The organism is Stenotrophomonas sp. YJH_SMC_94-11 (genome assembly GCF_059370435.1).
The window spans coordinates 120,284-142,696 of sequence record NZ_JCAFTR010000004.1; the positions used below are offsets into that span (position 1 = coordinate 120,284).

A 22,413-nucleotide genomic window follows, 5' to 3' on the forward strand; every position below is an offset into this window, starting at 1 on the left:
GGCCGACCGTATTCTTACGGCCATGCATTCGCCCTCCAGCGCTCCCGATTTCATGATAGCCCGCCAGCCCTCGGGCTGGGTGCAGAGCGGCGAGCGCTGGGACCTGTGGTGGAACGGGCGTTCGGTGGCCAGTATCGTGCCGCATGCCGCGCTCGGGTTCCGTCTGTACCTGGACGCACGCAAGATGTCACAGGCCAAGGTCGTGTCCGCCACCAGCGCCCGTCAGGCCAAGCGCTACGCCGAGCGCTGGTGTGCTGCACGGCTCTGCCCGCAGTTGCCTCTGCGCGATGCGGTGGCGCGGTTGGTGGATGCCGCCGGTACTCCACCGCCTCCGGCGCTCACGCGGGAGCAGCGGCAGCAGGCCCGGCGCCTGGCCGAAGCCGGGGCAGGGGAGATGGGGCGGATCAAGGAAGCGCTGGCGCCACGGCCGCGCATGACGGCCGCCAGGCCCGAGGTGCAGGGGCGAGGTGGAGCCTGGTCTGTACCCGGCCAGGTTCCATCCTCCCCGCGCCGAAACGGGAACACATCCCCAGCCAGGGCTACGCCAAAAGCTCCTCACGTACGATCCTCGCCCCCGCGCTGAGTGCGCGCAGCTTGCCCCTGGCCACATCGCGCGCCAGCGGCGCCATGCCGCAGTTGGTGCTCGGGTAGAGCTTGTCGGCGTCCACGAACTGCAGCGCCCTGCGCAGCGTGTTGGCCACATCCTCCGCCGATTCCACCGTGTTGGAGGCCACGTCGATGGCACCGACCATCACCTTCTTGCCACGCACCAGCTCGATCAGGTCCATCGGCACGTGCGAGTTCTGGCATTCCAGCGAGATGATGTCGAGGTTGGAGGCCTTCAGCTTCGGGAACGACTCCTCGTACTGGCGCCATTCCGATCCCAGGGTCTGCTTCCAGTCGGTGTTGGCCTTGATGCCGTAGCCGTAGCAGATGTGTACCGCCGTCTCGCACTTCAGCCCTTCGATCGCGCGCTCCAGTGCGGCTACGCCCCAATCATTCACTTCGTCGAAGAACACATTGAAGGCCGGCTCATCGAACTGGATGATGTCAACGCCGGCGGCCTCCAGCTCCTTCGCTTCCTCGTTGAGGATCTTCGCGAACTCCCAGGCCAGCTTTTCGCGGCTCTTGTAGTGCGCGTCGTACAGCGTGTCGATCATCGTCATCGGGCCGGGCAGCGCCCACTTGATCGGCTGCGTGGTCTGGCGGCGCAGGAACTTCGCATCCTCGACGAATACCGGCCTGGGGCGGCTCACGGCGCCAACCACGGTCGGCACGCTGGCATCGTAGCGGTTGCGGATGCGCACGGTTTCGCGCTTCTCGAAGTCGACGCCGCTGAGATGCTCGATGAAGGTGGTGACGAAGTGCTGGCGGGTCTGCTCGCCGTCACTGACGATATCAATGCCGGCATGCTGCTGTTCCTGCAGGGACAGGCGCAGGGCGTCCTGCTTGCCCTCGATCAGGCCTTCGTCCTGCAGCTTCCAGGGTGACCAGAGCTTCTCGGGCTCTGCCAGCCAGGAGGGTTTGGGCAGGCTGCCTGCGGTGGAGGTGGGGAGCAGCGTCTTCGTCGGCATCGTGTGGTGTGTCCTGGGGGCGAATGGGAAATCGATGGATCAGCGGGCGGCCCACTGCTCAAGCACGGCGCGGTACGGCTTGATGAAGTGTTCTTCGGTGAACCGGCCCTGCTTGACCGCCAGCTGGCTGCGCTCTTCGCGGTCGTAGACGATGCGGGTGGAGGAGTAGTCCTGGTGCTTCAGGCTGGGCTGGTAGACCTTGCCGGCCACGGAATTGGCGTTGTAGATCTCCGGGCGGTAGATCTTCTGGAAGGCCTCCATCGTGCTGATGGTGCCGATCAGCTCCAGGTTCGAGTAATCGCCCAGCAGGTCGCCCTGGAAGTAGAACGCCAGCGGTGCGACGCTGCCCGGCGGCATGAAATAGCGTACCCGCAGGCCCATCTTGTCGAAGTACTGGTCAGTGGGGGAGAACTCACCCTGGCGGTATTCCACGCCCAGGATCGGGTGATGGTTCTCGGTGCGGTGGTAGGTCTTGCTGCTGGAAACACTGATGCAGATCACCGGCCCCTTGCTGAAGTTGGCGCGGTAGGCGTCCGAGCGCAGGAAGTGCTGGAACAGCTTGCCGTGCAGGTCGCCAAAGCCCTCCGGAAGGCCGAAGGTGGCCTTGCCCTCGTTGCTGGCCGGCAGCACGACGCTGAAGTCGTAGTCGCGCACGTAGGACGAGAAGTTGTTGCCAACGATGCCCTCGCTACGCACGCCGGTCTGCGTGTCGACGATGGTCGGCCGCAGCACTTCGATCAACGGGAACGGATCGCTGCCGTCGGCGCCGTCGATGTGCATCTCCACCGAGATGATGTCCAGCTCGACCGCGTAGCGATCGGCGCTTGGGTTGTCCCAATGCGCCAGATCATTGAAGCGGTTGTTGATCATGCGGATGGTGTTGCGCAGGTTTTCCTGCCGGGACGCACCGCGCGCCAGGTTGGCGAAGTTGGTGGTGATGCGCGTGCCTTCGGCCGGCTGGTAATCCTCGTTGAAGGGGATGCGCGTGATGCTGAAGGTGAAAGCGTCGTTCGTCATGGGCGGCGTTCCGTTTGCGGGGTGACATCCAGATGCAGGTCGGCGGCATCTGGCTTCAAAAGGCTTCGATGGCCTCGGCGGCGGCGACTCGCGCGCCGCGATGGGACAGCGCCAGCAGCGGCATTGCGCGCTGCACCGCCAGTCGTGCGCGCTGGATCAGCGCTTCGTTGTGCACGTGCCCCTCGGTGAAATCGCGGTCGGTGGCATACACGCCCAGGGGCAGGGTGCGGGCCTGGAAGAAGCTGAACAGCGGCCGCAGCTGGTGATCGATCACCAGTGCATGGCGGTCACTGCCGCCGGTCGCGGCCAGCAGGATGGGGGTATCGACCAGCGCGTCCTGGTCGATGAAGTCGAAGAAGTGCTTGAACAGCCCTGTGTAGGAGCCGCGATAGACCGGCGTGCTCACCACGAGGACATCGGCCCGTTCGACGGCCACCAGCTGGCGCTCGACAACCTCCGGGAGCTGCGACCGCCACAGCGCACCGGCCAGCTGCGGCGCCAGTTCGCCGAGTTCGATCAGCTGCTGATCGCTGCGCATGTTCTCGCCGATCAGGCCCAGCAGGTGCTCGGCGAGGGTGGCGGCCCGGGAGGGGCGCTGCAGTCCACCGGAAACGGCGACGATACGGAGGGGGCGTTGGGATGAAGGCATGACCCGATCCTAGTCATGCCTTTCCATGACGTAAAATGGTATTACTTCACCTATCCATGAGTGAGATTCATCTTAATGTTGGAGCGGATCCACCTCAGCATCGTGCAGCAGGTCGAGCAGCAGGGCTCGCTCACCGCTGCTGCCGGCGTGCTCAACCTGACCCAGTCGGCGCTCAGCCACAGCATGAAGAAGCTGGAGCAGCAGCTGGGTACCGATGTCTGGCTGCGCGAAGGCCGCAGCCTGCGGCTGACCCAGGCCGGGCAATATCTGCTGGCAGTCGCCAACCGGGTGCTGCCGCAGCTGGACCTGGCCGAGGAGCGCCTGCGCCAGTTTGCCCAGGGCGAGCGCGGCGCGCTGCGCATCGGCATGGAATGCCACCCCTGTTACCAGTGGCTGCTGAAGATCGTCTCGCCGTACCTGGCCGCGTGGCCGGACGTGGATGTGGACGTCAAGCAGAAGTTCCAGTTCGGCGGCATCGGCGCGCTGTTCGGCTACGAGATCGACCTGCTGGTCACGCCCGATCCACTGCTGAAGCCGGGCCTGAAGTTCATCCCTGTGTTCGACTACGAGCAGGTGCTGGTGGTGGCCAGCAACCACGCCCTGGCCAAGGTGGACCACGTAAAGCCGCGCCAGCTCAGCCAGGAAGTGCTGATCAGCTACCCGGTGCCGTTCGAGCGCCTGGACATCTACAACCAGTTCCTGCTGCCGGCCGGCATCACCCCGCGGCGCCACAAGGCCATTGAAACCACCGACATCATGATGCAGATGGTGGCCAGCGGCCGCGGCGTGGCTGCCATGCCGCGCTGGCTGGTGGAGGAGTACGCCACGCGCATGGAGGTGGTGCCCGTACGGCTGGGCGCCAAGGGCATCCCCAAGCAGATCTACCTGGGCGCGCGCGAGGCCGATACCGGTATCGACTACCTGCAGGCCTTCATCGAACTGGCCCGCAACAGCTCGCCGCTTGCCGGCAATGTGGGCGGAGCACGTTGATGCCGGCAGGCCTGTCACTGCGGGCGGACGCCTTCATCAGCGCTTTTTCACTGGAAGTCAGCGCGAAGGCCATGCCCGCGCTGTGCGCCGAGGCGGATCGGATCCCGCGCGGTACGGTCATCTCCATTCCCTACCTGGCCAGCGAGGATGACGACACCCGCCTGGCCGCCGCGCACACGGTGCGCGCGCTCGGATTCGAACCGATGCCGCATCTCTCTGCGCGGCGCGTCGGGTCACGCGCAGCGCTTGAACGCTTCCTGGAGCGTGCCGCCGGCGAAGCCGGGGTCGCGCGTTGCCTGCTGATCGCGGGCGACCTGGCCACACCTGCCGGACCGTTTGCCGACAGTGCTTCGATCATCCAGACCGGTGTTCTGGAGCAATGCGGCATCAAGGTCGTTGCTATCGGCGGGCACCCGGAAGGGCATCCGGCAATGCGCAGTGAAGAACGCTGGCAGGCGCTGGAGGGTAAATGCCAGGCCATCGAAGCACGTGGCATGGCCCCCTTGGTCGTCACCCAGTTCGCCTTCGATGCCGATACCGTGCTGGCCTGGCTGGATGCACTGCGCACGCGTGGCATCGCGGTTCCGGTGCTGGTCGGTGTGCCGGGTCCGGCCAGCATCACCCGGCTGCTGCGATACGCCGCGATGTGCGGCGTAGGCGCCAGTGCATCGATGCTGGCCAGGTATGGCATCTCGATCGGCCGGCTGCTCGGCACGGCGGGGCCGGAGGTGTTCGTCGATCGACTGGTGAACGGGCTGACGGACGCCCATGGCCAGGTCGGCCCGCATTTCTTCCCGTTCGGTGGTGTTGCGCCGTCGCTGGAGTGGATGGCGCAGTACCGGCGGCGCATTTCAATCAGCCAGAGTGGATGATCCGGATCACTGCAGGAATCGCGTTGTCCGGGCGCCGGCATGTTCCAGCGCGGGCGCAGGCCTGGAAAGCCTCCCATTGCAGTGACGCATGCCCAGGTCGAGGCGCTCTGCAATACCCTGCGGGTTGATGTCTCCGGCGCGATTGATCAGCACGACGAGTGTTCTTCGATCGGTGGGACGGTGCCGGAAATACCCGGTGAAGCCTGCGGTTCCGCCGCCATGGCCGACGACCTTTCCGCCATCGGAAACTTCCCAGCCGGCCCCCCAGCCCGCGTTGCTGCCATTGGAGAGCAGTGTGTCGCACCACATCCGTTTCAGGGACGCCTCGGGCAGCAGTCGATGCTGGTCCAGCGCCACAGCAAAGCGCGCCATGTCGTCGATGCTCGCGAGCAGGCCGCCGGCGGCCCATGCCGAGCCCGGAGCAGTGGGAGGCGGTGCGCGCCAGTGGCCATCCTGGAACAGATGCCCTTGGGCAATCCGGCGCCGCTCCTCTGCACGACGCGGCCCCGCATCACGCATGCCCAGCGGCGACAGGATCTCCTCCTGGAGGATGCGCCAGTAATCCATGCCGGTCGCATGCTCGATGGCCAGGCCGAGCAGGATGTAGTTCGTATTGGAGTAGGCGTGCCGCGCACCGGGCGCAAACTCCAGCGGCCGCTCGGCCACCTCTGCAAGCAGTTCACGGGGGCCTGGATTCGTCGGCATCAACCGCAGGAAGTTGTCTTCATTCAGATAGTTGGGAATGCCTGAGGTATGGCTCAGCAGCTGCAGCAGCGAAGTGGATGCCCAAGCGGAAGGCAACCCCTCCACGTACAGGCCGATGGGCGCGGTGACGTCGAGCAGCTGCCGCTGCTGGAGCCGGAATATCAGCAGGGCCGTGAACAGCTTGGTGATCGACCCCAGTTCGAACACGGTATGGCGATCAATCGGTGCAGTCCGGCTGTCACTGAGCCGCCCGGTCGTGGACAGCGCGGCAATGCGCCCGTGATCGACCAGAACCGCCGCCATGCCAGGCTGCCGTTCGGCCTGCAGCAATGCGGTCAGCGAACTGCATCCCGCTAACGTCGCCCGGCTCGCCAGCGCCGATGATGCGGACAGGCCCCAGCCGGTGGCCAGCAGCGCCGCACACAGACGGCGTCGGACAGGGTCGTGGTACATGCGCGTGGCTCGCAGCGGCGTCGTGGTGATGGTAGCGCGGGCCGAAGGCGGGCCGGCGCAGGACGTACCGGGCGTATCTACCCAACAGCTGCCGGAGGCCGGGCAGCACGCCAGCGGGTCATCCCCGATGGCTGACAGATGTCACTGGTTGCAACCCGGGCGGAAGCGAATAGTGAGCGCCAAGGCGAGGGCGCCTCGCCACCACTCACCAAGGGGACCGCTCATGAACATGCTCCAGCACCTCGCCTCGCAGACGCCAATCTGGGTCTGGCTGCTCCTGGCCTTCCTGATCACCCGTGGCATCGCCGCCATGAAGCCGGCCGAGACCTCGCTGCAGAAGCTGGCGATCGTACCCGCCTTGTTCGCCGTCTGGGGTGCGTGGTCGGTCAGCCATCGCTTCGGCGCTTCGCTGAGCGCCTGGAGCGAATGGCTGGCCGGCATCGCCACGGGCGCGACGCTTGCCTGGCTGCTGTTGAATCGATTGAAGCTGACGCTGGACCGCAGCACCGGCAAGCTCTGGCGCAGTGCGGACTTCAGCCTGCTGCCGCTGCTGCTGGCCACCTTCCTGGTGAAGTACGGCTTCGAAGTCGCATTTGCGGTGTCGCCGTCGCTGTCCGCCCATGCCGGCTTCAGTGCCGCCTACCTGCTGCTGACGGGCGGGTTCACTGGCATCTTCGTGGGCAAATACTGCCGGTACCTGGGCTCGCTGCGGATGGATGCGGCGGGCAAGGGGCTGGAAACCGCAGGCTGATTGTCCGAGGCGTGCCCGCCGCTGGCCCGCGTCCCCAGGCAGGGTTGTGCGGGGCTGGCGCAGGCGTCACGATGCCCGCCACTGGCCACCACCGGAAACGCTGACGTCATGAAGACCACATCCTGGTTCTGGATCAACGTGGTCAGTCACTTCAGCATTGTCGCCGCCCTGGCCTGGCTGCCCGCACGGTGGACGGGGCAACTTGTGGAGGCGCTGGCCGGGACGCAGCCGGCTATCGGTGATACCCGGTATTTGGCCTTCATCGGCGCCATGTTCGGCTTCTGCGTAACCGCGCTGATCGTGATGGGGGCGCTGACAGTCACTGGCGAACTGCTGGGTTTCTCCAGGCCCTATGCGCGGCGGCCGAAGTCCCGAAACGAAGCGCAGGTCGTCCACCGGAAGGTGTTGCTGGTTGCATTCGCCACGCTCTCGTGGGTGGCCGTGGGATCGCTCGCGGGTATTGCGTCGATCTTCGTGGCTTCGTGACGAGGGCGTTCTGTAGGCGCGGCAACGCACGGAAGCTGCTGTCCACCGGCTGGGGCGGAAGGTTGCGAATCCGCAAAGTCCAAGGTTCAGACAGGTCAAATGAAGGCTCCAAGATGAAGATTCTGATCTCTTCCCTCATGTTCCTGGGCCTGGTGGTTGCGGCAGGAATCGTTTGGATAACGTATCCAACCTCTCTCGAATCTGAGCTCAGAACATTCCGCCCACTTCCACCAGAAACATTCAAGATGCTTCGCGACGATGCGATCGCCTTCGCTCGGGCGAACGCATCGAAAGGCATTACCATCGAAGCTGGCCCCCCGCAATCGAGCGTGTTCGAACTTCGGTGCAGAGAGGTTCCATTACTCCTGGTCGAGAACGGGCATGACCTGCTCACCCTCGATATCTTTGGATACGCAGACCGACGTGCGCCAGGCATTGCCAAGCTTCAGGATCAGACGACATCGAGACTGATCCCGGAGGGTCAGCCCGGCAAGCCCGGCCCGATTTCTGGAGGGCCCTCGGGACTGGAGGCGCTCATCATGAAGCATCGAGACGGCATCGATGTCGCGCAGCAGTGCCATTGAATCCAGGGGCGATTGAAGTGCGCCAAACGCATTGATCTCCTGACTTCGAATCCGCCGCACCCTATGCACGCCGCCTGATCGACCAGCTGGGCGTGCCCGACGTCGATGCCACCGATGGGCCGCCACTGGCGGTGGCTCTGCAGCAACAGCGCGGTGCCAGCAATGCGCGATCATCGGTGGGCAGCGTGACCACGCTGTCCAGCCTGGTGCGCATGATGTACTCGCGCGCAGGCGCCTACCCGGCCAACCAGTTCCACCAACATGGCCACTTCACGCGAAAGCGGCTGTCGCCAGAGAGCGGGTATCGTGATCCTCTGCAGATCAAGCTTGGCCCTGAGCGCATAGTGCTTGCGGGTGACCGGCACGGTGCAGGTCAGGCGGGGACCCAGGTAGTCCTTGAACAGCGGTGGCCGCCAAGCACCCAGATGGAACAGCCGATCCTGTTTGACCGCCGCGGGCAACGGCACGTCGGACAGGTCGCTGTCCGACGCATCGGTGACCAGGCAGGGTGCATGGCGGAAGCCCCGCCTGCGCAGCAGCCCAGCCAGATGTCCGGCGCCTTAGACGGTCCCGCGCCACTGGCTCATCAGCATCTGCAGAAAGCGCTCCGCCGTGGGCGAGAGCAGGGCGCCCCGGCGACGGACGATCCCGATCGTGCGCGATACCACAGGATTGCCGATCGCGCGTGTCACCAGGGTGGGGTGGTCCCCGTCCGGCGTGGCCATCTTCGGTAGCACCGACACGCCGATACCGGCCTCGACCATGCCCAGTGACGTCGACAGGTGCGTCACCTCGTAGTGCCAGCTCAACTTGAGGTTCTCGCGCGCCAGCGCACCGTCCAGCAGCGTGCGGTTGCCGCTGGTGCGATGCACGGTGATCAGCTGGTGCGCGGCCAGATCAGCCCATTCCACCTTGCGCTTGCGGGCCAGCGGATGATCGCGTCGGCAGGCGAGGACGAAGGGGTCCTCAGCCAGTACGTCGAAGTCGAGATTGGGATCGTTGGCGCCCATGAAGTTGATGCCGAACTCGACTTCGCCACGTTCCACTGCCTGCAGACCCTCCGTCGCCGGGATATCCAGGATGCGGAAGCGCACGTTCGGGTGCGCTTCGTGGAAACGCGCCATCACGCTGGGCAGGAAGTAGAACGCCGCCGTCGGCAGGCACGCGATGGTCACGGTGGCGCCGCGGGTGTCCTCCCGGCCGCGCAGTGAGAACAGAGAGCCATCGAATTCTTCCAGCATGCGGCGTACCAGCGGCAGCAGGTTCTCGCCGACAGCGGTGGTACTGACGCTGCGCGTGGTGCGCTCCAGCAGTGGCGAACCCACGGCCTGCTCCAGCTTCTGGATCCGCCGGCTGAGTGCTGGCTGGGAGACGTGCAGGATTTCCGCGGCGCGATGGAAGCTGCGGGTCTCCGAAACCAGCAGGAACGCACGCAGATCCAGGATTTCGCAATTGATGCTCATTGGGTATCAATCATCCGAAAATCAGCAATTCACAGATCAATTGGGGTCATGCCAGTATCGAATCACAGAGGGGTCATTCATCCCCTATACGCATCAATCTAGCACACGTATGTCCAACGATCTGCTCAGCATTCCCTGCGTGCTCATGCGCGGCGGTACCTCCAAGGGCCCGTTCTTCCTGGCCAGCGACCTTCCGATGGACATCGCTGAACGCGATCGCCTGCTGCTGGAAGTGATGGGCTCGGGCCATCCGTTGCAGATCGACGGCATCGGCGGTGGCAACGCGCTGACCAGCAAGGTGGCGATCATCGACCGCTCCAGCCGTCCGGACGCCGATGTCGACTACCTGTTCGCCCAGGTACGGGTAGAGCAGCAGGTGGTGGATACCTCGCCGAACTGCGGCAACATGCTGGCGGCCGTAGGCCCGTATGCCATCGAGCGTGGGCTGGTGCAGGCGCAGGATCCGCAGACCGAGGTGCGCATCCACAACGTCAACACCGGCAAGCTGATCATCGCCACGGTGGAAACGCCGGGCGGCAATGTGGTCTACCGCGGTGATACGCGCATTGCCGGCGCGCCGGGCTCGGCCTCGCCGGTCAGGCTCTCCTTCCTTGATGCGGCAGGTGCCCGCACCGGCAAGCTGCTGCCCAGCGGGCACGCGCAGGAGACCATCGATGGCGTGCCGGTCAGCCTGGTGGACTGCGCGATGCCGATGATGCTGGTACGTGCCGAAGACCTGGGCGTGCGCGGCGATGCCCCGCCCGCCGAACTGAACGCGGACGCGGTATTCATGCGCCGGCTGGAAGCGCTGCGCATCGAGGCAGGCGCTCGCATGGGCATCGCCGACGCCGGCAACAAGGTCATTCCGAAGCCGGTGCTGCTGTCGGCGCCGCAACATGGGGGCGATCTGCAGGTGCGCTATTTCATGCCGCATCAATGCCACACCGCGCTGGCCATTACCGGCGCGGTTGGCCTGGCCACCGCCGCCGTTACGCCGGGCACGCTGGCCCACACTTTGGTCGGATGCCTGTCCGTTCCCGGCAGCATTACCCTCGAACATCCGAGCGGGGCCCTGGAGGTGGGCCTCAGTCGCAGCTCGCAGGATGCGCCGGTCGTTGCCAGCGTCGTGCGCACCGCACGCCGCCTGTTCGAGGGCCGCGTGTTTGCCACCACGCCAGCACTTGCCGTGGCCGGTTCCACCCAAGCCCGCCAATGGACGTCAGCGGCATGATCTGAACCCGGACGGGCCGGCGCAGGTGCGCATGCCCGCCATTACAACGTAGATGCTTCACTCCTGGGAGGGATGATGTACAAGCAGTTCTTGATGGCCGCGCTGTGCGCGGCTGGTCTGGCCGCGGCCGGATGCAGCAACAGCGGGCGCACCGAAGGCGCATCCGCCGGCGGTGGTGACAATGCACCGGTACGCATCAGCGTCGGCTCCTACAACCTCAACAACCTGCCGTTCTTCATCGCCGACGCCAAGGGGTACTTCAAGGACGTCGGCCTGCAGGTGAAGACCGAGAACTTCGCCCAGGGCGGCTCCAAGGTATTGCAGGCGCTGGTGGCCAATTCCACCGACGTGGCCGTCGGCTTCTACGACCACACCATCCAGATGCAGGCCAAGGGCAAGGACGTGGTGGCCTTCGTGCTGCTCTCGCGCAACTCCGGCCTGGTGATGGCCGGCCGCGAGGATGCCACCTTCGATCCGGCCCGCCCGGAGACCATCAAGGGCCAGAAGGTCGGCATTACCGCACCGGGCTCATCGTCGGATTTCTTCGTCCGTCACTTCCTCGCCCAGCACGATATTCCGGCTGACAGCATCTCGTTGATCGGCGTCGGCTCGGGCGCCGCAGCAGTGGCCGCGCTGGAGCAGGGCAAGATCGACCTGCTGGTCAACTACGATCCTGCCGCCACCCTGATCACCGAACGCAAGGTCGGCAGGATCCTCCTCGACGCGCGCAGCGACGACGGCGCCCGCCAGGTCTATGGCGGCCTCTATCCAACCTCGGTGATGTACGCCAACCAGAGCTTCCTGGACAAGCGCCCCGAAGCGGCCGAGAAGATCGCCCGCGCCGAGCAGATGGCGTTGAAGTTCATCGCCGACAACAGTGCTGAAGACATCGTTGCGGCGCTGCCGGACAACTACGTTTCTGGCGACCGCGCCACCTATGCGCGCGCGGTGGAGAACGCCCGCGCGATCTTCACCCGCGACGGTCATTTCACGCCGGCTGATCTGGAAACGCCGTTGAAGGTGCTGCGCGAGTTCAATACGGATGTGGCCAAGGCCAATATCGATCTGTCCCGCACCTACACCAATGCTTTCGTCGAGCGTGCCAACGCTGCGGCGCCGGCTGCCCAACCGTAAGCGGAGGTAACCCCATGGCCCTCAATGCCACCGTGCGCCACCTCAATGGCGCACCGCAGCTGGAGCCTGCACAGACCATGGTCGCGCTCAACAAGGTGACCATGTCCTTCGGCGAATTCACCGCCGTTCGTGATGTCGACATCCAGGTAGGTGATGGCGAGTTCCTTGCCATCGTTGGGCCAACCGGCTGCGGCAAGAGCACCATCCTCAATTCCGTGGCGGGCCTGCTGAAGCCGTCGTCCGGCCAGGTCAGCATCGACGGCCGTGCGGTCAGCGGCGTCCAGGAGTCGGTGGGCTACCTGTTCCAGCAGGACGCGCTGCTGCCGTGGAAGACCGCATACCAGAACGTTGAGCTCGGCCTGCGTTTCCGTGGCGTGCCCGAAGCCGAACGCAAGGCCAAGGCCAACGCGTGGCTGGCCAAGGTCGGCCTGGCCGGTTTCGAGCATCGCTACCCCCACCAGCTGTCCGGTGGCCAGCGCAAGCGCGTGCAGATGGCGCAGGCGTTGATCGTCGAGCCGAAGGTGATCCTGATGGATGAGCCGTTCTCGGCGCTGGACATCCACACCCGGCACCTGATGCAGAACGAGCTGCTGCGTCTGTGGCAGGAGGACCGGCGCTCGGTGATCCTGATCACCCACGATCTGGAAGAAGCGATCGCCCTGGGCGACCGCGTGGTGGTGCTGTCCTCCGGCCCGGCCAGCCGTGTCGTGCGCAGTTTCGACGTGGATCTGGAACGGCCGCGGAACGTGGCCGAGATCAAGCTGGATGACCGTTTCACCGACCTGTACCGCGACATCTGGGCCTGCCTGCGCGGCGAAGTGGAGAAGAGCTATGCACGCCAAGACTGACAAGTTCATCCAACTGGCCCTGGTTGTGGCCGTGTTCGGCGGCTGGGAGGGCGGCATCGCGCTGGGCGTGATCGATCCGTTCTTCTTCCCGTCGCCAACGGCGATCGTGCAGCAGGCCTGGACCTGGCTGTCCGATACCTCGTTCTACCAGCACGTCTACATCACGCTGACCGAAACCGCGCTGGGCTACATCATCGGCACCGGCCTCGGCGTGGCCGGCGGTGTCTGGCTGGGCCTGAGCCGCCGCTCGGCGCGCATCCTCGATCCCTTCATCAAAGGCTTCAACGCAATTCCGCGCGTGGTGCTGGCCCCGATTTTCGTGTTGTGGCTGGGGCTGGGCCTGTGGTCGAAGGTGGCGCTGGCGGTCACCCTGGTGTTCTTCACCACGTTCTTCAATGCCATGCAGGGCGTACGCGAGGTGAATCCGGTGGTGCTGGCCAATGCCCGCATCCTGGGCGCAAGCCGCAGCGACCTGCTACGCCATGTCTACTTCCCGGCAGCGGCCAGCTGGATCCTGTCCTCGCTGCGCACCTCGGTGGGCTTCGCCGTGGTCGGCGCGATCATCGGTGAGTACCTCGGCGCTTCGGCGGGCCTGGGCTACCTGATCGCGCAGGCAGAAGGCAACTTCAACGCCGTCGGTGTGTTCGCCGGCATCATCATCCTGGCCGCCTTCGTGCTGGTCATCGACGCGCTGCTGGACGTGGTCGAGAACAAGCTGATCACCTGGCGTCCCAACGCCCAGGCCCAGGCCACCAGCTGACCGGGCCGGGCTGAGCCCGCCTGCCGCGCCGCCGGGCCGATCCGGCGGCGCGCGCTTCCTCCCTCGATCTTCCCCCGCACCACCGCAACAGGCCAGCGCCGGGCCAGGGGGCCGGCTGGCCGGAGAGAGTCCATGAACCATTCCACCGTGCTGCCGCTGGCAGCGCTGTCGGTCGCGCTCGGCCTGCTGTTGGCCAGTGGCCATGCTGGCGCCCAGGCTGTTTCGTCCCCACCCGCACCATTGAGCCAGGCCGAACTCTCACGCCTGGTGCAGCAGCAGGCGCTGCAGATCCAGCAGTTGGAGGCGCGCCTGCGTGCCGTGGAGGGCGGGCACAGCACCGCCGGTGCGGCGGCCGCAACGCAGGGCCCCGCGCTGGACACCCGCGTCGCCGCACTGGAATCCAGCCAGGCCAAGGCGCCCAAGGTCACCTGGTCCAAGGGCGCACCGGAGTTCAGCAGTGCCGATGGCAGCGTGGCGTTCCGTCCGCGCGGACGCCTGTTCGTCGACGCGTCCAGCACAGACGGATCGTCAGTGAGTGACCGCAACATCTCCGGTACCGAGATCCGCTCGGTGCGGCTGGGCGCCGAAGGCCGCTACGGCATCCTCGGCTGGGCGGTGGAAGGTGACTTCGCCGACAACGCGGTGGCGTGGAAGTCGGTCTACGCCACCGTGGACCACCGCCTGTTCGGGCTGCCGGCCGACCTGACCGTGGGCAACCGCCTCAACGACCGGGGTATCGACGGCTCCAGCAGCACTTCCAACACGCCGTTCCAGGACCGCAACGTTGTCGGCACGCTGATGCTGCCGCAGCGCGGCCTGTTCGGTGTCGGCCTGGCCGAGCGCGTGTACGGCAAGGACTGGCATGCCAGCCTGTCGGTGGCCGGCAACGATCTCAACAACGCCGGCACCGACAACGACAGCCAGACCTGGGCCACGCGCGTGCATTGGAACCCGGTGGCCAACGATGCGGTCACGGTGCACCTGGGGGCCTGGGCCTTCCACGAGGAGATCGCCGCAGGCGCCAGCGGCGTCGTCCGCAGTTCGGCCATCGCCGGGCACTTCAACGACCTGGTCAAGATCGCGCCGGGCACACTGCTGGGCGCCGAGCGCAGCACGGCCTATGGCGCGGAACTGGCAGGCTTCTTCGGGCCGGCGTGGGCGACCGGCGAATGGGGTACGCGCAACCTGCGCGGGGCCGACGCCAGCGGGCGCTACGATCTGGACCACCAGGCCTGGGCGATTTCGGCTGGCTGGTTCCTGGCCGGTGCAAGGCCGGCCTATTCGGGCAAGGCCGGCACCTGGGGCCGGGTCAAGGTGGCCGATCCTGTCACCCGCGGCGGTGCCGGGGCATGGGAACTGAAGGGGCGCTTCGAGGACGTGGACTATGCCGAGCTGCCCAGTGGCGGTACCGGCCACGCGTGGACGCTGGGTGCGAACTGGTATCTCAACGATTTCAGCCGCGTGATGTTCGAGGCGATCCGTTGGCAGACCCGCAACCGCAGCGGCACCGGCCAGGGCAGGGATGAAGGCACCACCTTCAATACCCGCCTGCAGGTGGCCTTCTAGAAGCGCATGCCGCTCGCGCGCCGATCAGAGCAGCAGCAATGCTCCGATCAACGCCGGCGGCATCACCAGCGCGCCGACGCGCAGGAAGTCGAGCCCGCTGACATGCTCGCCCTCGCGACGCAGCGCCACCAGCCACAGCATCGTCGCCAGCGAACCGGTGACCGACAGGTTGGGTCCCAGATCCACGCCGACCAGCAATGCGGCACGGGTCTGCGCCGGCAGGTCGGCCATCTGCCCCAGCGAACCGGCGGCCAGGCCGACCGGCAGGTTGTTGGCTACGTTGCTCAGCAGCGCAGCCGCGCCACCGGCCAGCCAGCTGGCCTGGCGGGGAGATGCCTGCGCCAGGGCCTGCAGGGCGCTGGCCGCGGTCTGGATGACACCGGTCTGCGCCACCGCTTCCACCAGCACGAACAGTCCCGCCACCAGCGGCAGCACCCCCCAGGACACGTGGCGCAGCAGTGGCAGCGGGCTGCGCCGCTGGCGGATCGCCACCACCGCAACACTCAGCGTACCTGCGCAGAACGTGGTCAGGCCCAATGGCCCGTTCAAGGCCGACGTGACCAGCAACACGGTGCCGGTGAACAGCACGCCCAGTGCGCTCAGCCGGCCGCCGTCGGTCAACGGGCGATGCGGCGGCGCGGCCACCAGCGGCTGGGCGATCTCGCGCCGGTGCACCCAGCGCAGGACCAGGTAGGTGGCACCGATGGCCGCCGCCGACGGCAGCGCGAACTGCGCCAGCCACTGCAGCAGCGGCGGCAGGTGCTGGCCGTACACCACCAGGTTGGCCGGATTGGAAATGGGCAGCACGAAGCTGGCCGCATTGGCAATGAATGCACAGACGAACAGGTAGGGCAGGGGATTGGCGCGCGCCGCCTTGCAGGCAGCGTAGACCGCCGGCGTCAGCACTACGGCCGTTGCATCGTTGGACAGGAACACCGTCACCAGCGTGCCGACCAGGAACACCAGGTCGAACAGGCGTCGCCCGGATCCGCCCGCATGCCGCACCGCGTACAACGCGACCCAATCGAACAGGCCTTCGCGCCGCGCCAGTTCGGCCAGCATCATCATGCCGACCAGGAACAGGTAGACGTCGCGGCCTTCGGCCACCGCACCCCATGCGGTATGCAGCGACACCGCGCCCAGCAACGGCAACAGGGCGGCAGCGCCCAACGCCCACACATATTCGGGGATGCGCAAAGGACGGAACAGCAGACCGAGGGTGGCAACGGCGACCGCTGCCCAGATCACGAGGGGGGCTTGGGGGGCGAGCATGGAGTGGGGCTTCAGCGGCACCTGCAGCGACCCCGGCGCAGGTGGGCCTGGCGCGCGCGATCAGCGGATGGGCGGCCGCTGCAATCATCGCAGGTTCCGGGTCGCCGCATCATACCGTGCGGCGCGGCATGGCGACCGCTGCCCTGGACCACGTTGCAGGTGGGCCGGGGGCGGCGCCCAGCCCACGTTCAGCACTCAAGCGGGCCATGACTTCAGGCACTGCAGCTTGACTACACATGTAGTCAAGCTACGCACACACTCATTGGACGAGATTGCGATGCCAGGATCCTGCTGGTTGTCCTGCGCCCTGGCTCTGGTGTTCGGCATCGCCGGGCCCAGCCAAGCGGCGACGCGTGCCGATGCCCTTGCCGCGATCGAGCGCAATGCACGCGCCGCGCATTCCGATGCGGTCCTGGTGATGCATGAGCGGGAGACGCTGCTTGAGCTGAAGCCCGCCGCCGGGCAGGAATCCGTTCACCTGATGTCGGCCACCAAGTCGGTCGTCGCGCTGGCCATTGCATTGCTGCTGGACGAAGGAAAGCTGGCTTCGATCGATACGCCGGTCAGCCGGATCTATCCCGAATGGAAGCAGGGCAGGAAGAGCGCCATTACCGTGCGCATGCTGCTGGACCATACCTCGGGCCTGCAGAACGTGGCGAACGCGGGCGAAGAGCTGGAAGGGGCCCCGGACCTGGTCAAGCTGGCACTGGCTGCCGAGCTGAGCGATGACCCGGGCAACGTGTTCTCCTACAACAACAAGGCTACCAACCTGCTGCCCGGCATTGTGGAGCGCCTGGCAGGCGAGCCTGTGGACGCGTATCTGGACGCGCGGCTGTTCAAGCCCCTGGGCATTGCCCACTACACCTGGATGAAGGATGAGGCAGGCACCCCGCTGGGCATGGCCGGGCTGTCCCTGCGCGCGGCCGATCTTGCCGCCATCGGGCAACTGTTGCTGGACGGAGGCGTGGCACCGGATGGCAGACGTCTCCTGAGTGAGCAGTCGGTCGCGTTGATGACGACCGAAAGCGCCCGTGCGCCAGATGTTGGGCTGCTGTGGTGGCGGATACCGGCCTGGGAACGGTACCAGCTCAAGCCCCGGCTGCGGGATCTGCTGGTGAAAAGGGGCGTGGACGACGACGTACAGCGCGCACTGCAGGCCAGCGCAGGGCGAGTATTCGAAAGCCGCAGCGCACTGGTCGCCTTCCTCGCCAATCAGCTGGGCGCGGACGGGTCCCAGCGCTACGGCAGCCAGATCTCCGCGCGCGGCCTGAAGCTCGCCGATCTCTACGACATCTCACGGGGACCGGTCGTCGGCTTTGCCGCCAACGGCTACCTGGGCCAATACCTGATGATCGTCCCGGAACAGCGCGTGGTCGCCGTGCGTCTGGTTCACCGGCGCGAGACCCACAGCGCTCCACAGGACGACTATCCCTCCTTCTTCGCCGATGTCCTGCAGTTGGCGCGGACACTGCAATAGGCCCTGTCGTCATCATGTCCACGCGCTCTGAACATCCTCCTGGAGCGTTCTTCACTGTCGTGCCGCTAAAAGTGGGATGACATCTTGGCCGCACACCTACTGAAGCATGTTTGATTATCAGGACTGGACCTTCCACGCCAATGGCCGCACGGTAGTGGCGCGGGTAGCGCTGGACGGCGACGGTGGCGGTACCATCAACCGCTACCAGCTGGTGCCGGGGCCGGCGCAGTCGGGGCTGAGCATCAAGGTCGCCTCCCAGGATGAGGCCGCGCAGAAACTGGAGGCCGAAGTGACCAAGCTGCTCGGGCCGGAGTGGTAGCCACGACGCCATGCCGGGCAGGGATCCGCATGGTGACGTCGGGATGACCGGCCCAGGCAACGGGCATCGCGCCGGATGCCCGTTGCGTGAGGCCGCTTACTTGGGCATCAGCACGGTGTCGACCACGTGGATGACGCCGTTGGACTGGCCGACATCTGCAATGCTGATGCCTGCCTTTCCACCCTTTGCGTCGATGACCCAGAGCTTGCCATCGTGGAGCGCCACGGTGAGAGGCTCACCCTGCACGGTCTTCAGGGTGGCCTTGCCGCTGTGCTTGCGGGCATCGGCCAGAAGCTGGGCGGAACTGTAGTTGCCCGGGACGACGTGGTAGGTCAGGATCCGGGTCAGCTGTGCCTTGTTTTCAGGCTTCACCAGTGTCTCGACAGTGCCTGCAGGCAGCTTTTCGAAGGCCGCATTGGTGGGCGCGAAAACAGTGAAGGGCCCGGCGCCGTTGAGGGTGTCGACCAGGCCGGCTGCTTTGACCGCTGCAACCAGCGTGGTGTGATCCTTGGAATTGACGGCGTTCTCGACGATGGTCCTGGTGGGGTACATTTCTGCCCCGCCCACGATGACGGTGTTGGCGGCGAAAACCGAGGAGCCGGACGAAACGAGTACGGCGAAGCCGACTGCGGCGGCGATGCGCTGAAGAGCGTTCACGGTGCGTTCCTTTCTGGATGACCCGCAAGTGCGGGCATTTTTCCTACGTCGGGTGAGCGTGACCGGATGCAGCAACGGCCGAGTCATCAGCTGTTTGGCCCGCAGGCGGTTTTGCTGCGCTGCATGGTGACAACGGCGAACCGCGGTGATTACTCTCCGCTGCAACGCGATGGTAGCGCTACCAGTCGGACGGGGATCCAAGGTCCAGGGGCTGCCTTCTTTGCCGCGTGTTTGTCCTGGCAGGCTTGAAAAGCAAGTGTAAGTCGCGGCGTGCCTGAGCACCCGTGCTGTTCGGTTTGGAATGCGGGCCACGCCCGTGCGTGCCCCTGGGAGGGGGCGGTACATCCATTCGATCGTATGTCAGAGGGGACTTTCATGAGCACTTGCAGTTTCCGCGGCACCCTGGCCCCGAGGTCCGGTTCATGAGCCGCGCATTGGCGAAGTTCCGGTCCCGGGCCATGTTCACCTTCGTGGGTGGCGCCCTGGTCATCAATCCTGCCTTTGCGCAGGACGCAGCGCCGGCGACCGGGCAGCAGCCGCAGAGCCAGTCGCAGCCCACCCAGCTCGATGCAGTGCAGGTCACGGGCATACGCAACAGCCTGAGCCAGGCCATGGACATCAAGCGCGACTCGGCGGGCGTGGTCGACGCGATCAGCGCTGAAGACATCGGCAAGTTCCCCGATACCAATCTTGCCGAGTCGTTGCAGCGCATCACCGGCATCTCCATCGAGCGCCGTGACGGCGAGGGTGCGCAGGTGACCGCGCGTGGCTTCGGCCCCCAGTTCAACATGGTCACGCTCAACGGTCGGCAGATGCCGGGTGCCGATGCATTCGGTGCCTCTGGACAGGTCGCCATCGGCGGTGTCGACGGCGGCACCCGCGCCTTCAACTTCGCGCAGCTGGCCGCCGAGGCCATCAATGGTATCGAGGTCTACAAGACCAGCCAGGCACAGGTGCCCAGCGGTGGCATCGGTGCGACGATCAACATCCTGACCTCGCGCCCGCTCGATCACGCCGGCATCGTGGCCAACGCCGGGGCGAAGCTGGTGTCCGACCAGAGCCAGCCGTTCGACAATGACCTGACACCGGAGCTGTCGGGCATCTTCAGCTACAGCAATCCGGAAAAGACCTTTGGCGTCAGCCTCAGCGCGAGCCAGCAGAAGCGCAAGGGTGGCTCGGTGCAGGCCACGGAGAACTACTGGAACGTGCAGCCGTGGACAGGGTCGATGCCGGGCAATCCGACCGTGGTCAATGCCCCGGCCGTCGGCCAGCTTTACGCGCGGCCCAACGACCTGCGCTACGCGTTCTCCGAATTCGAGCGCGAACGCGTCAACGGCCAGGCCGTGCTGCAGTTCGCACCGACGGACAGCCTGACCCTGACCGTGGATTACACCTACTCGACTAACGAGATCACCGAGAATCGCGGCGAGCAGGGCATGTGGCTGCAGAACAGCAACTACACCAACGTCGAGTTCGACACCAGTGGCGCCGTCGCGACGCCGGTATACATCCGTGAAATCGCCGGCACCAAGGATTTCGGCCTGGAACAGCAGCGCAGCATGCAGGAATACAAGCTGGGTTCGCTGGGTTTCAATGCCGTCTGGAATGTCAGCGACCGCTTCAAGCTCAGCTTCGATGCGCACAACTCGAAGAACGAGAGCCGCCCGAATGACCCGCTCACCGGCGGTGGTTCGATCTTCATGAGCATCGCCGGCACCAACAACTGCACCCGTGGCCCGCATTGCGGTGGCTCCTGGGTGCAGGAGTTGAACTTCAACAATGGCCTGCCGGTTGGCACCCAGGTCTGGTATCCCAGCACCGCCGATGCGCTCGCCGGGACCAATGGCGTGGTCAATCCGGGCTTCCAGGAAGGCGAGGTCGGCACGCAGGTGCTGCGCGTCAACGCGCAGACCCAGATCAGCGAGATCAAGCAGGCGCGCGTCGATGGCGAATGGAACTTCGACCACGGGCGCTTCCAGTTCGGCGTGGACACCAACAAGTCCACCACCCACCGCATCCAGGCCGCCGAGGCCTACTCGACCCTGGGCGACTGGGGCGTGGCCAACGTGGACCGGGATACCGCCGCAGGCCTGATGGACCTGCTGCAGCCGGTCAGCATCGTCGGCCTGTTCGACGACTACAGTGCCAACAGCTGGCCCGCCTGGCGCGGCAATGCCGGGCAGCTCGCGCAATGGGCATCGCGCGAGTACGGCGTCGGCCTGGGTGTGAACCCGCAACGCGCGGCCGACAACTTCGTGGAAGAGAAGACCAAGGCGGCGTACTTCCAGGTGGAGCTGGACGGGGAGCTGGGTGGCATGCGCACCAACACCCGCCTGGGCGTGCGCTATGAAACCACTGACGTGGTGTCGACCTCGGTCATTGCCGTCCCCGAGTCCATCGAGTGGCAGGCCAACAACGATTTCCGCATCGTGCTGTCCGATGAGCAGCAGCCCTTCACGGAGAAGGCGCGCTACAGCTACATCCTGCCCAACCTTGATTTCAGCATCGACCTCACCGAGGAGCTGAAGGGCCGCGTTTCGTTCGGCAAAAGCATCGCCCGCGCGCCGTATGGCAATCTCTATGCGGGACCCGGGGCCCAGCAGCCGTTCGGCTCGGTGCTGATCGATCCCTCGTCGCGCGCCAGCGGCAATTCGCAGAACCCGAGCCTGAAGCCGTTGGAATCGGACAACCTCGACCTGGGGCTGGAGTGGTACTTCGCCGACGCCAGCTATGTGTCATTGACCTACTGGAACAAGTCGGTCAGCAACTTCATCGGCAACACCGTCGTGCAGGAAGGCCTGTACGGCCTCACCGACCCGACCTCCGGGCCGGATGCGCGGGCGGCGTTGGACTTCCTGACCAGTGGCGCCTGCGTCGCCCAGGTCGGGCCGGCCAATGCCGCTGCCTGCTCGGCCAACGACACCTCGCTGTTCACCGCACTGGCATTGCTGCGCAACAATCCTGCCGGCCTGGGCGCCTACAACGGCACTGATGCGCAGGTGCTGGCCACCGAAGCGGCCTACGATCTGTATGGGCAGCCCAACGACCCGCTGTACCAGTTCAACGTCAATCGCCCGATCAACCAGAACAAATCCAAGCTGCATGGCTGGGAGCTGGGCGGACAGTACTTCTTCGGCGACACCGGCTTCGGCGTGCTGGCCAACTACACCGTGGTCAAAGGCGATGTCGGCTACAACAATGGCGGTGACCCTGGCATCGACCAGTTCTCGCTCACCGGCCTGAGCGATACCGCCAACGCCATGCTGATGTACGAGAAGTACGGGTGGTCGGTGCGCCTGGCATGGAACTGGCGCGACCAGTACCTGATCCTGGCCAACCAGGGCTCCAGCCGCAATCCCTACTATGTGGAGCCGTACGAGCAGTGGGATCTCAGCGTCAACTACGCGCTGGATGACCACTGGTCCTTCAGCCTGGAGGCGATCAACCTGACCGGCGAGGATGTGCGGTGGCGCTCGCGCACGTCGCAGATGATCGTCAAGCTGGCAGACCAGAGCCCGCGCTACATGCTGGGCGTACGCTACAAGTTCTGAGCCTGGTTGCCGATGCGTCCGGCACGGCACCGCTGCCCGCCAGCGGTGCCGTGC

At 65.7% G+C, this 22,413-nt stretch carries 21 protein-coding genes and 1 pseudogene; 15 read left to right on the plus strand and 7 right to left on the minus strand.

All coding sequences use genetic code 11. The annotated features are described in order from the left end of the window. The first annotated feature begins 22 nt into the window (after positions 1–22). The gene (locus AC5P74_RS09430; RefSeq protein ID WP_495204886.1) at positions 23–583 is read left to right on the plus strand and encodes a hypothetical protein; all 561 of its coding nucleotides are present in this window, start codon (positions 23–25) and stop codon (positions 581–583) included. Here AC5P74_RS09430 and AC5P74_RS09435 read toward each other — a convergent pair. From AC5P74_RS09435 to msuE, 3 genes are read right to left on the minus strand one after another with little or no spacing between them, the layout of a single operon-like run. Then, positions 540–1,574, minus strand: a complete 1,035-nt coding sequence (locus AC5P74_RS09435) for a methionine synthase (RefSeq protein ID WP_495204887.1) — start codon at positions 1,572–1,574, stop codon at positions 540–542. The genes AC5P74_RS09430 and AC5P74_RS09435 overlap by 44 nt on opposite strands. 39 nt (positions 1,575–1,613) lie before the next feature. After that, positions 1,614–2,591, minus strand: coding sequence for a DUF1852 domain-containing protein (locus AC5P74_RS09440; RefSeq protein ID WP_138951290.1), 978 nt, complete (start codon positions 2,589–2,591; stop codon positions 1,614–1,616). Between the two features lie 55 nt (positions 2,592–2,646). Next, a complete protein-coding gene (msuE, locus tag AC5P74_RS09445; protein WP_346607252.1) occupies positions 2,647–3,240 on the minus strand; it encodes an FMN reductase in 594 nt (197 codons plus the stop codon). 75 nt (positions 3,241–3,315) lie between these two features. On the opposite strand from msuE, the gene AC5P74_RS09450 reads away from it, so the two are divergent. Both AC5P74_RS09450 and AC5P74_RS09455 read left to right on the plus strand, forming a co-directional pair. Further along, positions 3,316–4,230 carry a LysR family transcriptional regulator gene (locus AC5P74_RS09450; RefSeq protein WP_171957003.1) on the plus strand — a complete coding sequence of 305 codons (915 nt, stop codon included), beginning with the start codon at positions 3,316–3,318 and terminating at the stop codon, positions 4,228–4,230. Continuing rightward, positions 4,230–5,102: a methylenetetrahydrofolate reductase gene (locus tag AC5P74_RS09455; protein ID WP_346607251.1), complete on the plus strand. Its 873-nt coding sequence runs from the start codon at positions 4,230–4,232 to the stop codon at positions 5,100–5,102. Before AC5P74_RS09450 ends, AC5P74_RS09455 begins: the two co-directional genes overlap by 1 nt. A 6-nt stretch (positions 5,103–5,108) precedes the next feature. Here the strand turns inward: AC5P74_RS09455 and AC5P74_RS09460 are convergent, their stop codons facing one another. Then, positions 5,109–6,260, minus strand: coding sequence for a serine hydrolase domain-containing protein (locus tag AC5P74_RS09460; RefSeq protein WP_346607250.1), 1,152 nt, complete (start codon positions 6,258–6,260; stop codon positions 5,109–5,111). A 223-nt stretch (positions 6,261–6,483) separates the two neighbouring features. On the opposite strand from AC5P74_RS09460, the gene AC5P74_RS09465 reads away from it, so the two are divergent. The 4 genes and pseudogenes from AC5P74_RS09465 to AC5P74_RS09480 form a co-directional block, all read left to right on the plus strand. Next, on the plus strand, positions 6,484–7,011 hold the full coding sequence (locus tag AC5P74_RS09465; RefSeq protein ID WP_139727130.1) for a DUF6622 family protein: 528 nt from the start codon (positions 6,484–6,486) through the stop codon (positions 7,009–7,011). Between the two features lie 108 nt (positions 7,012–7,119). After that, positions 7,120–7,497: a hypothetical protein gene (locus tag AC5P74_RS09470; protein WP_070489150.1), complete on the plus strand. Its 378-nt coding sequence runs from the start codon at positions 7,120–7,122 to the stop codon at positions 7,495–7,497. A gap of 113 nt (positions 7,498–7,610) precedes the next feature. Next, positions 7,611–8,081 carry a hypothetical protein gene (locus tag AC5P74_RS09475; protein ID WP_053496566.1) on the plus strand — a complete coding sequence of 157 codons (471 nt, stop codon included), beginning with the start codon at positions 7,611–7,613 and terminating at the stop codon, positions 8,079–8,081. 44 nt (positions 8,082–8,125) lie between these two features. Further along, positions 8,126–8,332: pseudogene (locus tag AC5P74_RS09480) on the plus strand (hypothetical protein); the annotation flags it as partial. Positions 8,333–8,641: 309 nt separating this feature from the next. On the opposite strand, the gene AC5P74_RS09485 reads toward AC5P74_RS09480, so the two are convergent. Next, positions 8,642–9,544, minus strand: coding sequence for a LysR family transcriptional regulator (locus AC5P74_RS09485; protein WP_070489156.1), 903 nt, complete (start codon positions 9,542–9,544; stop codon positions 8,642–8,644). Between the two features lie 109 nt (positions 9,545–9,653). Between AC5P74_RS09485 and AC5P74_RS09490 the strand changes: the two genes are divergently transcribed. The 5 genes from AC5P74_RS09490 to AC5P74_RS09510 all read left to right on the plus strand — a co-directional run bounded on the left by AC5P74_RS09490 (position 9,654) and on the right by AC5P74_RS09510 (position 15,083). After that, positions 9,654–10,775 (plus strand): 4-oxalomesaconate tautomerase, encoded by a 1,122-nt coding sequence (locus AC5P74_RS09490; RefSeq protein ID WP_053496568.1) that lies wholly within the window; start codon positions 9,654–9,656, stop codon positions 10,773–10,775. Between the two features lie 75 nt (positions 10,776–10,850). Continuing rightward, positions 10,851–11,909: an ABC transporter substrate-binding protein gene (locus AC5P74_RS09495; protein WP_070489222.1), complete on the plus strand. Its 1,059-nt coding sequence runs from the start codon at positions 10,851–10,853 to the stop codon at positions 11,907–11,909. Positions 11,910–11,923: 14 nt separating this feature from the next. Continuing rightward, positions 11,924–12,757: an ABC transporter ATP-binding protein gene (locus tag AC5P74_RS09500; RefSeq protein WP_053496569.1), complete on the plus strand. Its 834-nt coding sequence runs from the start codon at positions 11,924–11,926 to the stop codon at positions 12,755–12,757. Continuing rightward, positions 12,741–13,517, plus strand: a complete 777-nt coding sequence (locus AC5P74_RS09505; RefSeq protein WP_005409726.1) for an ABC transporter permease — start codon at positions 12,741–12,743, stop codon at positions 13,515–13,517. Before AC5P74_RS09500 ends, AC5P74_RS09505 begins: the two co-directional genes overlap by 17 nt. Positions 13,518–13,649: 132 nt before the next feature. Continuing rightward, positions 13,650–15,083, plus strand: coding sequence for an OprO/OprP family phosphate-selective porin (locus tag AC5P74_RS09510; protein WP_346607295.1), 1,434 nt, complete (start codon positions 13,650–13,652; stop codon positions 15,081–15,083). A 24-nt stretch (positions 15,084–15,107) separates the two neighbouring features. Here the strand turns inward: AC5P74_RS09510 and AC5P74_RS09515 are convergent, their stop codons facing one another. Beyond that, positions 15,108–16,355: an arsenic transporter gene (locus tag AC5P74_RS09515; protein WP_346607249.1), complete on the minus strand. Its 1,248-nt coding sequence runs from the start codon at positions 16,353–16,355 to the stop codon at positions 15,108–15,110. A 295-nt stretch (positions 16,356–16,650) separates the two neighbouring features. On the opposite strand from AC5P74_RS09515, the gene AC5P74_RS09520 reads away from it, so the two are divergent. Both AC5P74_RS09520 and AC5P74_RS09525 read left to right on the plus strand, forming a co-directional pair. After that, positions 16,651–17,832, plus strand: a complete 1,182-nt coding sequence (locus AC5P74_RS09520) for a serine hydrolase domain-containing protein (RefSeq protein ID WP_329842246.1) — start codon at positions 16,651–16,653, stop codon at positions 17,830–17,832. A 106-nt stretch (positions 17,833–17,938) separates the two neighbouring features. Beyond that, positions 17,939–18,151: a hypothetical protein gene (locus tag AC5P74_RS09525; RefSeq protein ID WP_005416609.1), complete on the plus strand. Its 213-nt coding sequence runs from the start codon at positions 17,939–17,941 to the stop codon at positions 18,149–18,151. Between the two features lie 96 nt (positions 18,152–18,247). Here the strand turns inward: AC5P74_RS09525 and AC5P74_RS09530 are convergent, their stop codons facing one another. Continuing rightward, a complete protein-coding gene (locus AC5P74_RS09530; RefSeq protein WP_053496573.1) occupies positions 18,248–18,808 on the minus strand; it encodes a fasciclin domain-containing protein in 561 nt (186 codons plus the stop codon). 422 nt (positions 18,809–19,230) lie between these two features. Here AC5P74_RS09530 and AC5P74_RS09535 point away from each other — a divergent pair, with 422 nt between their 5' ends. Continuing rightward, the gene (locus AC5P74_RS09535) at positions 19,231–22,359 is read left to right on the plus strand and encodes a TonB-dependent receptor (protein ID WP_346607248.1); all 3,129 of its coding nucleotides are present in this window, start codon (positions 19,231–19,233) and stop codon (positions 22,357–22,359) included. Positions 22,360–22,413: the final 54 nt, after the last annotated feature.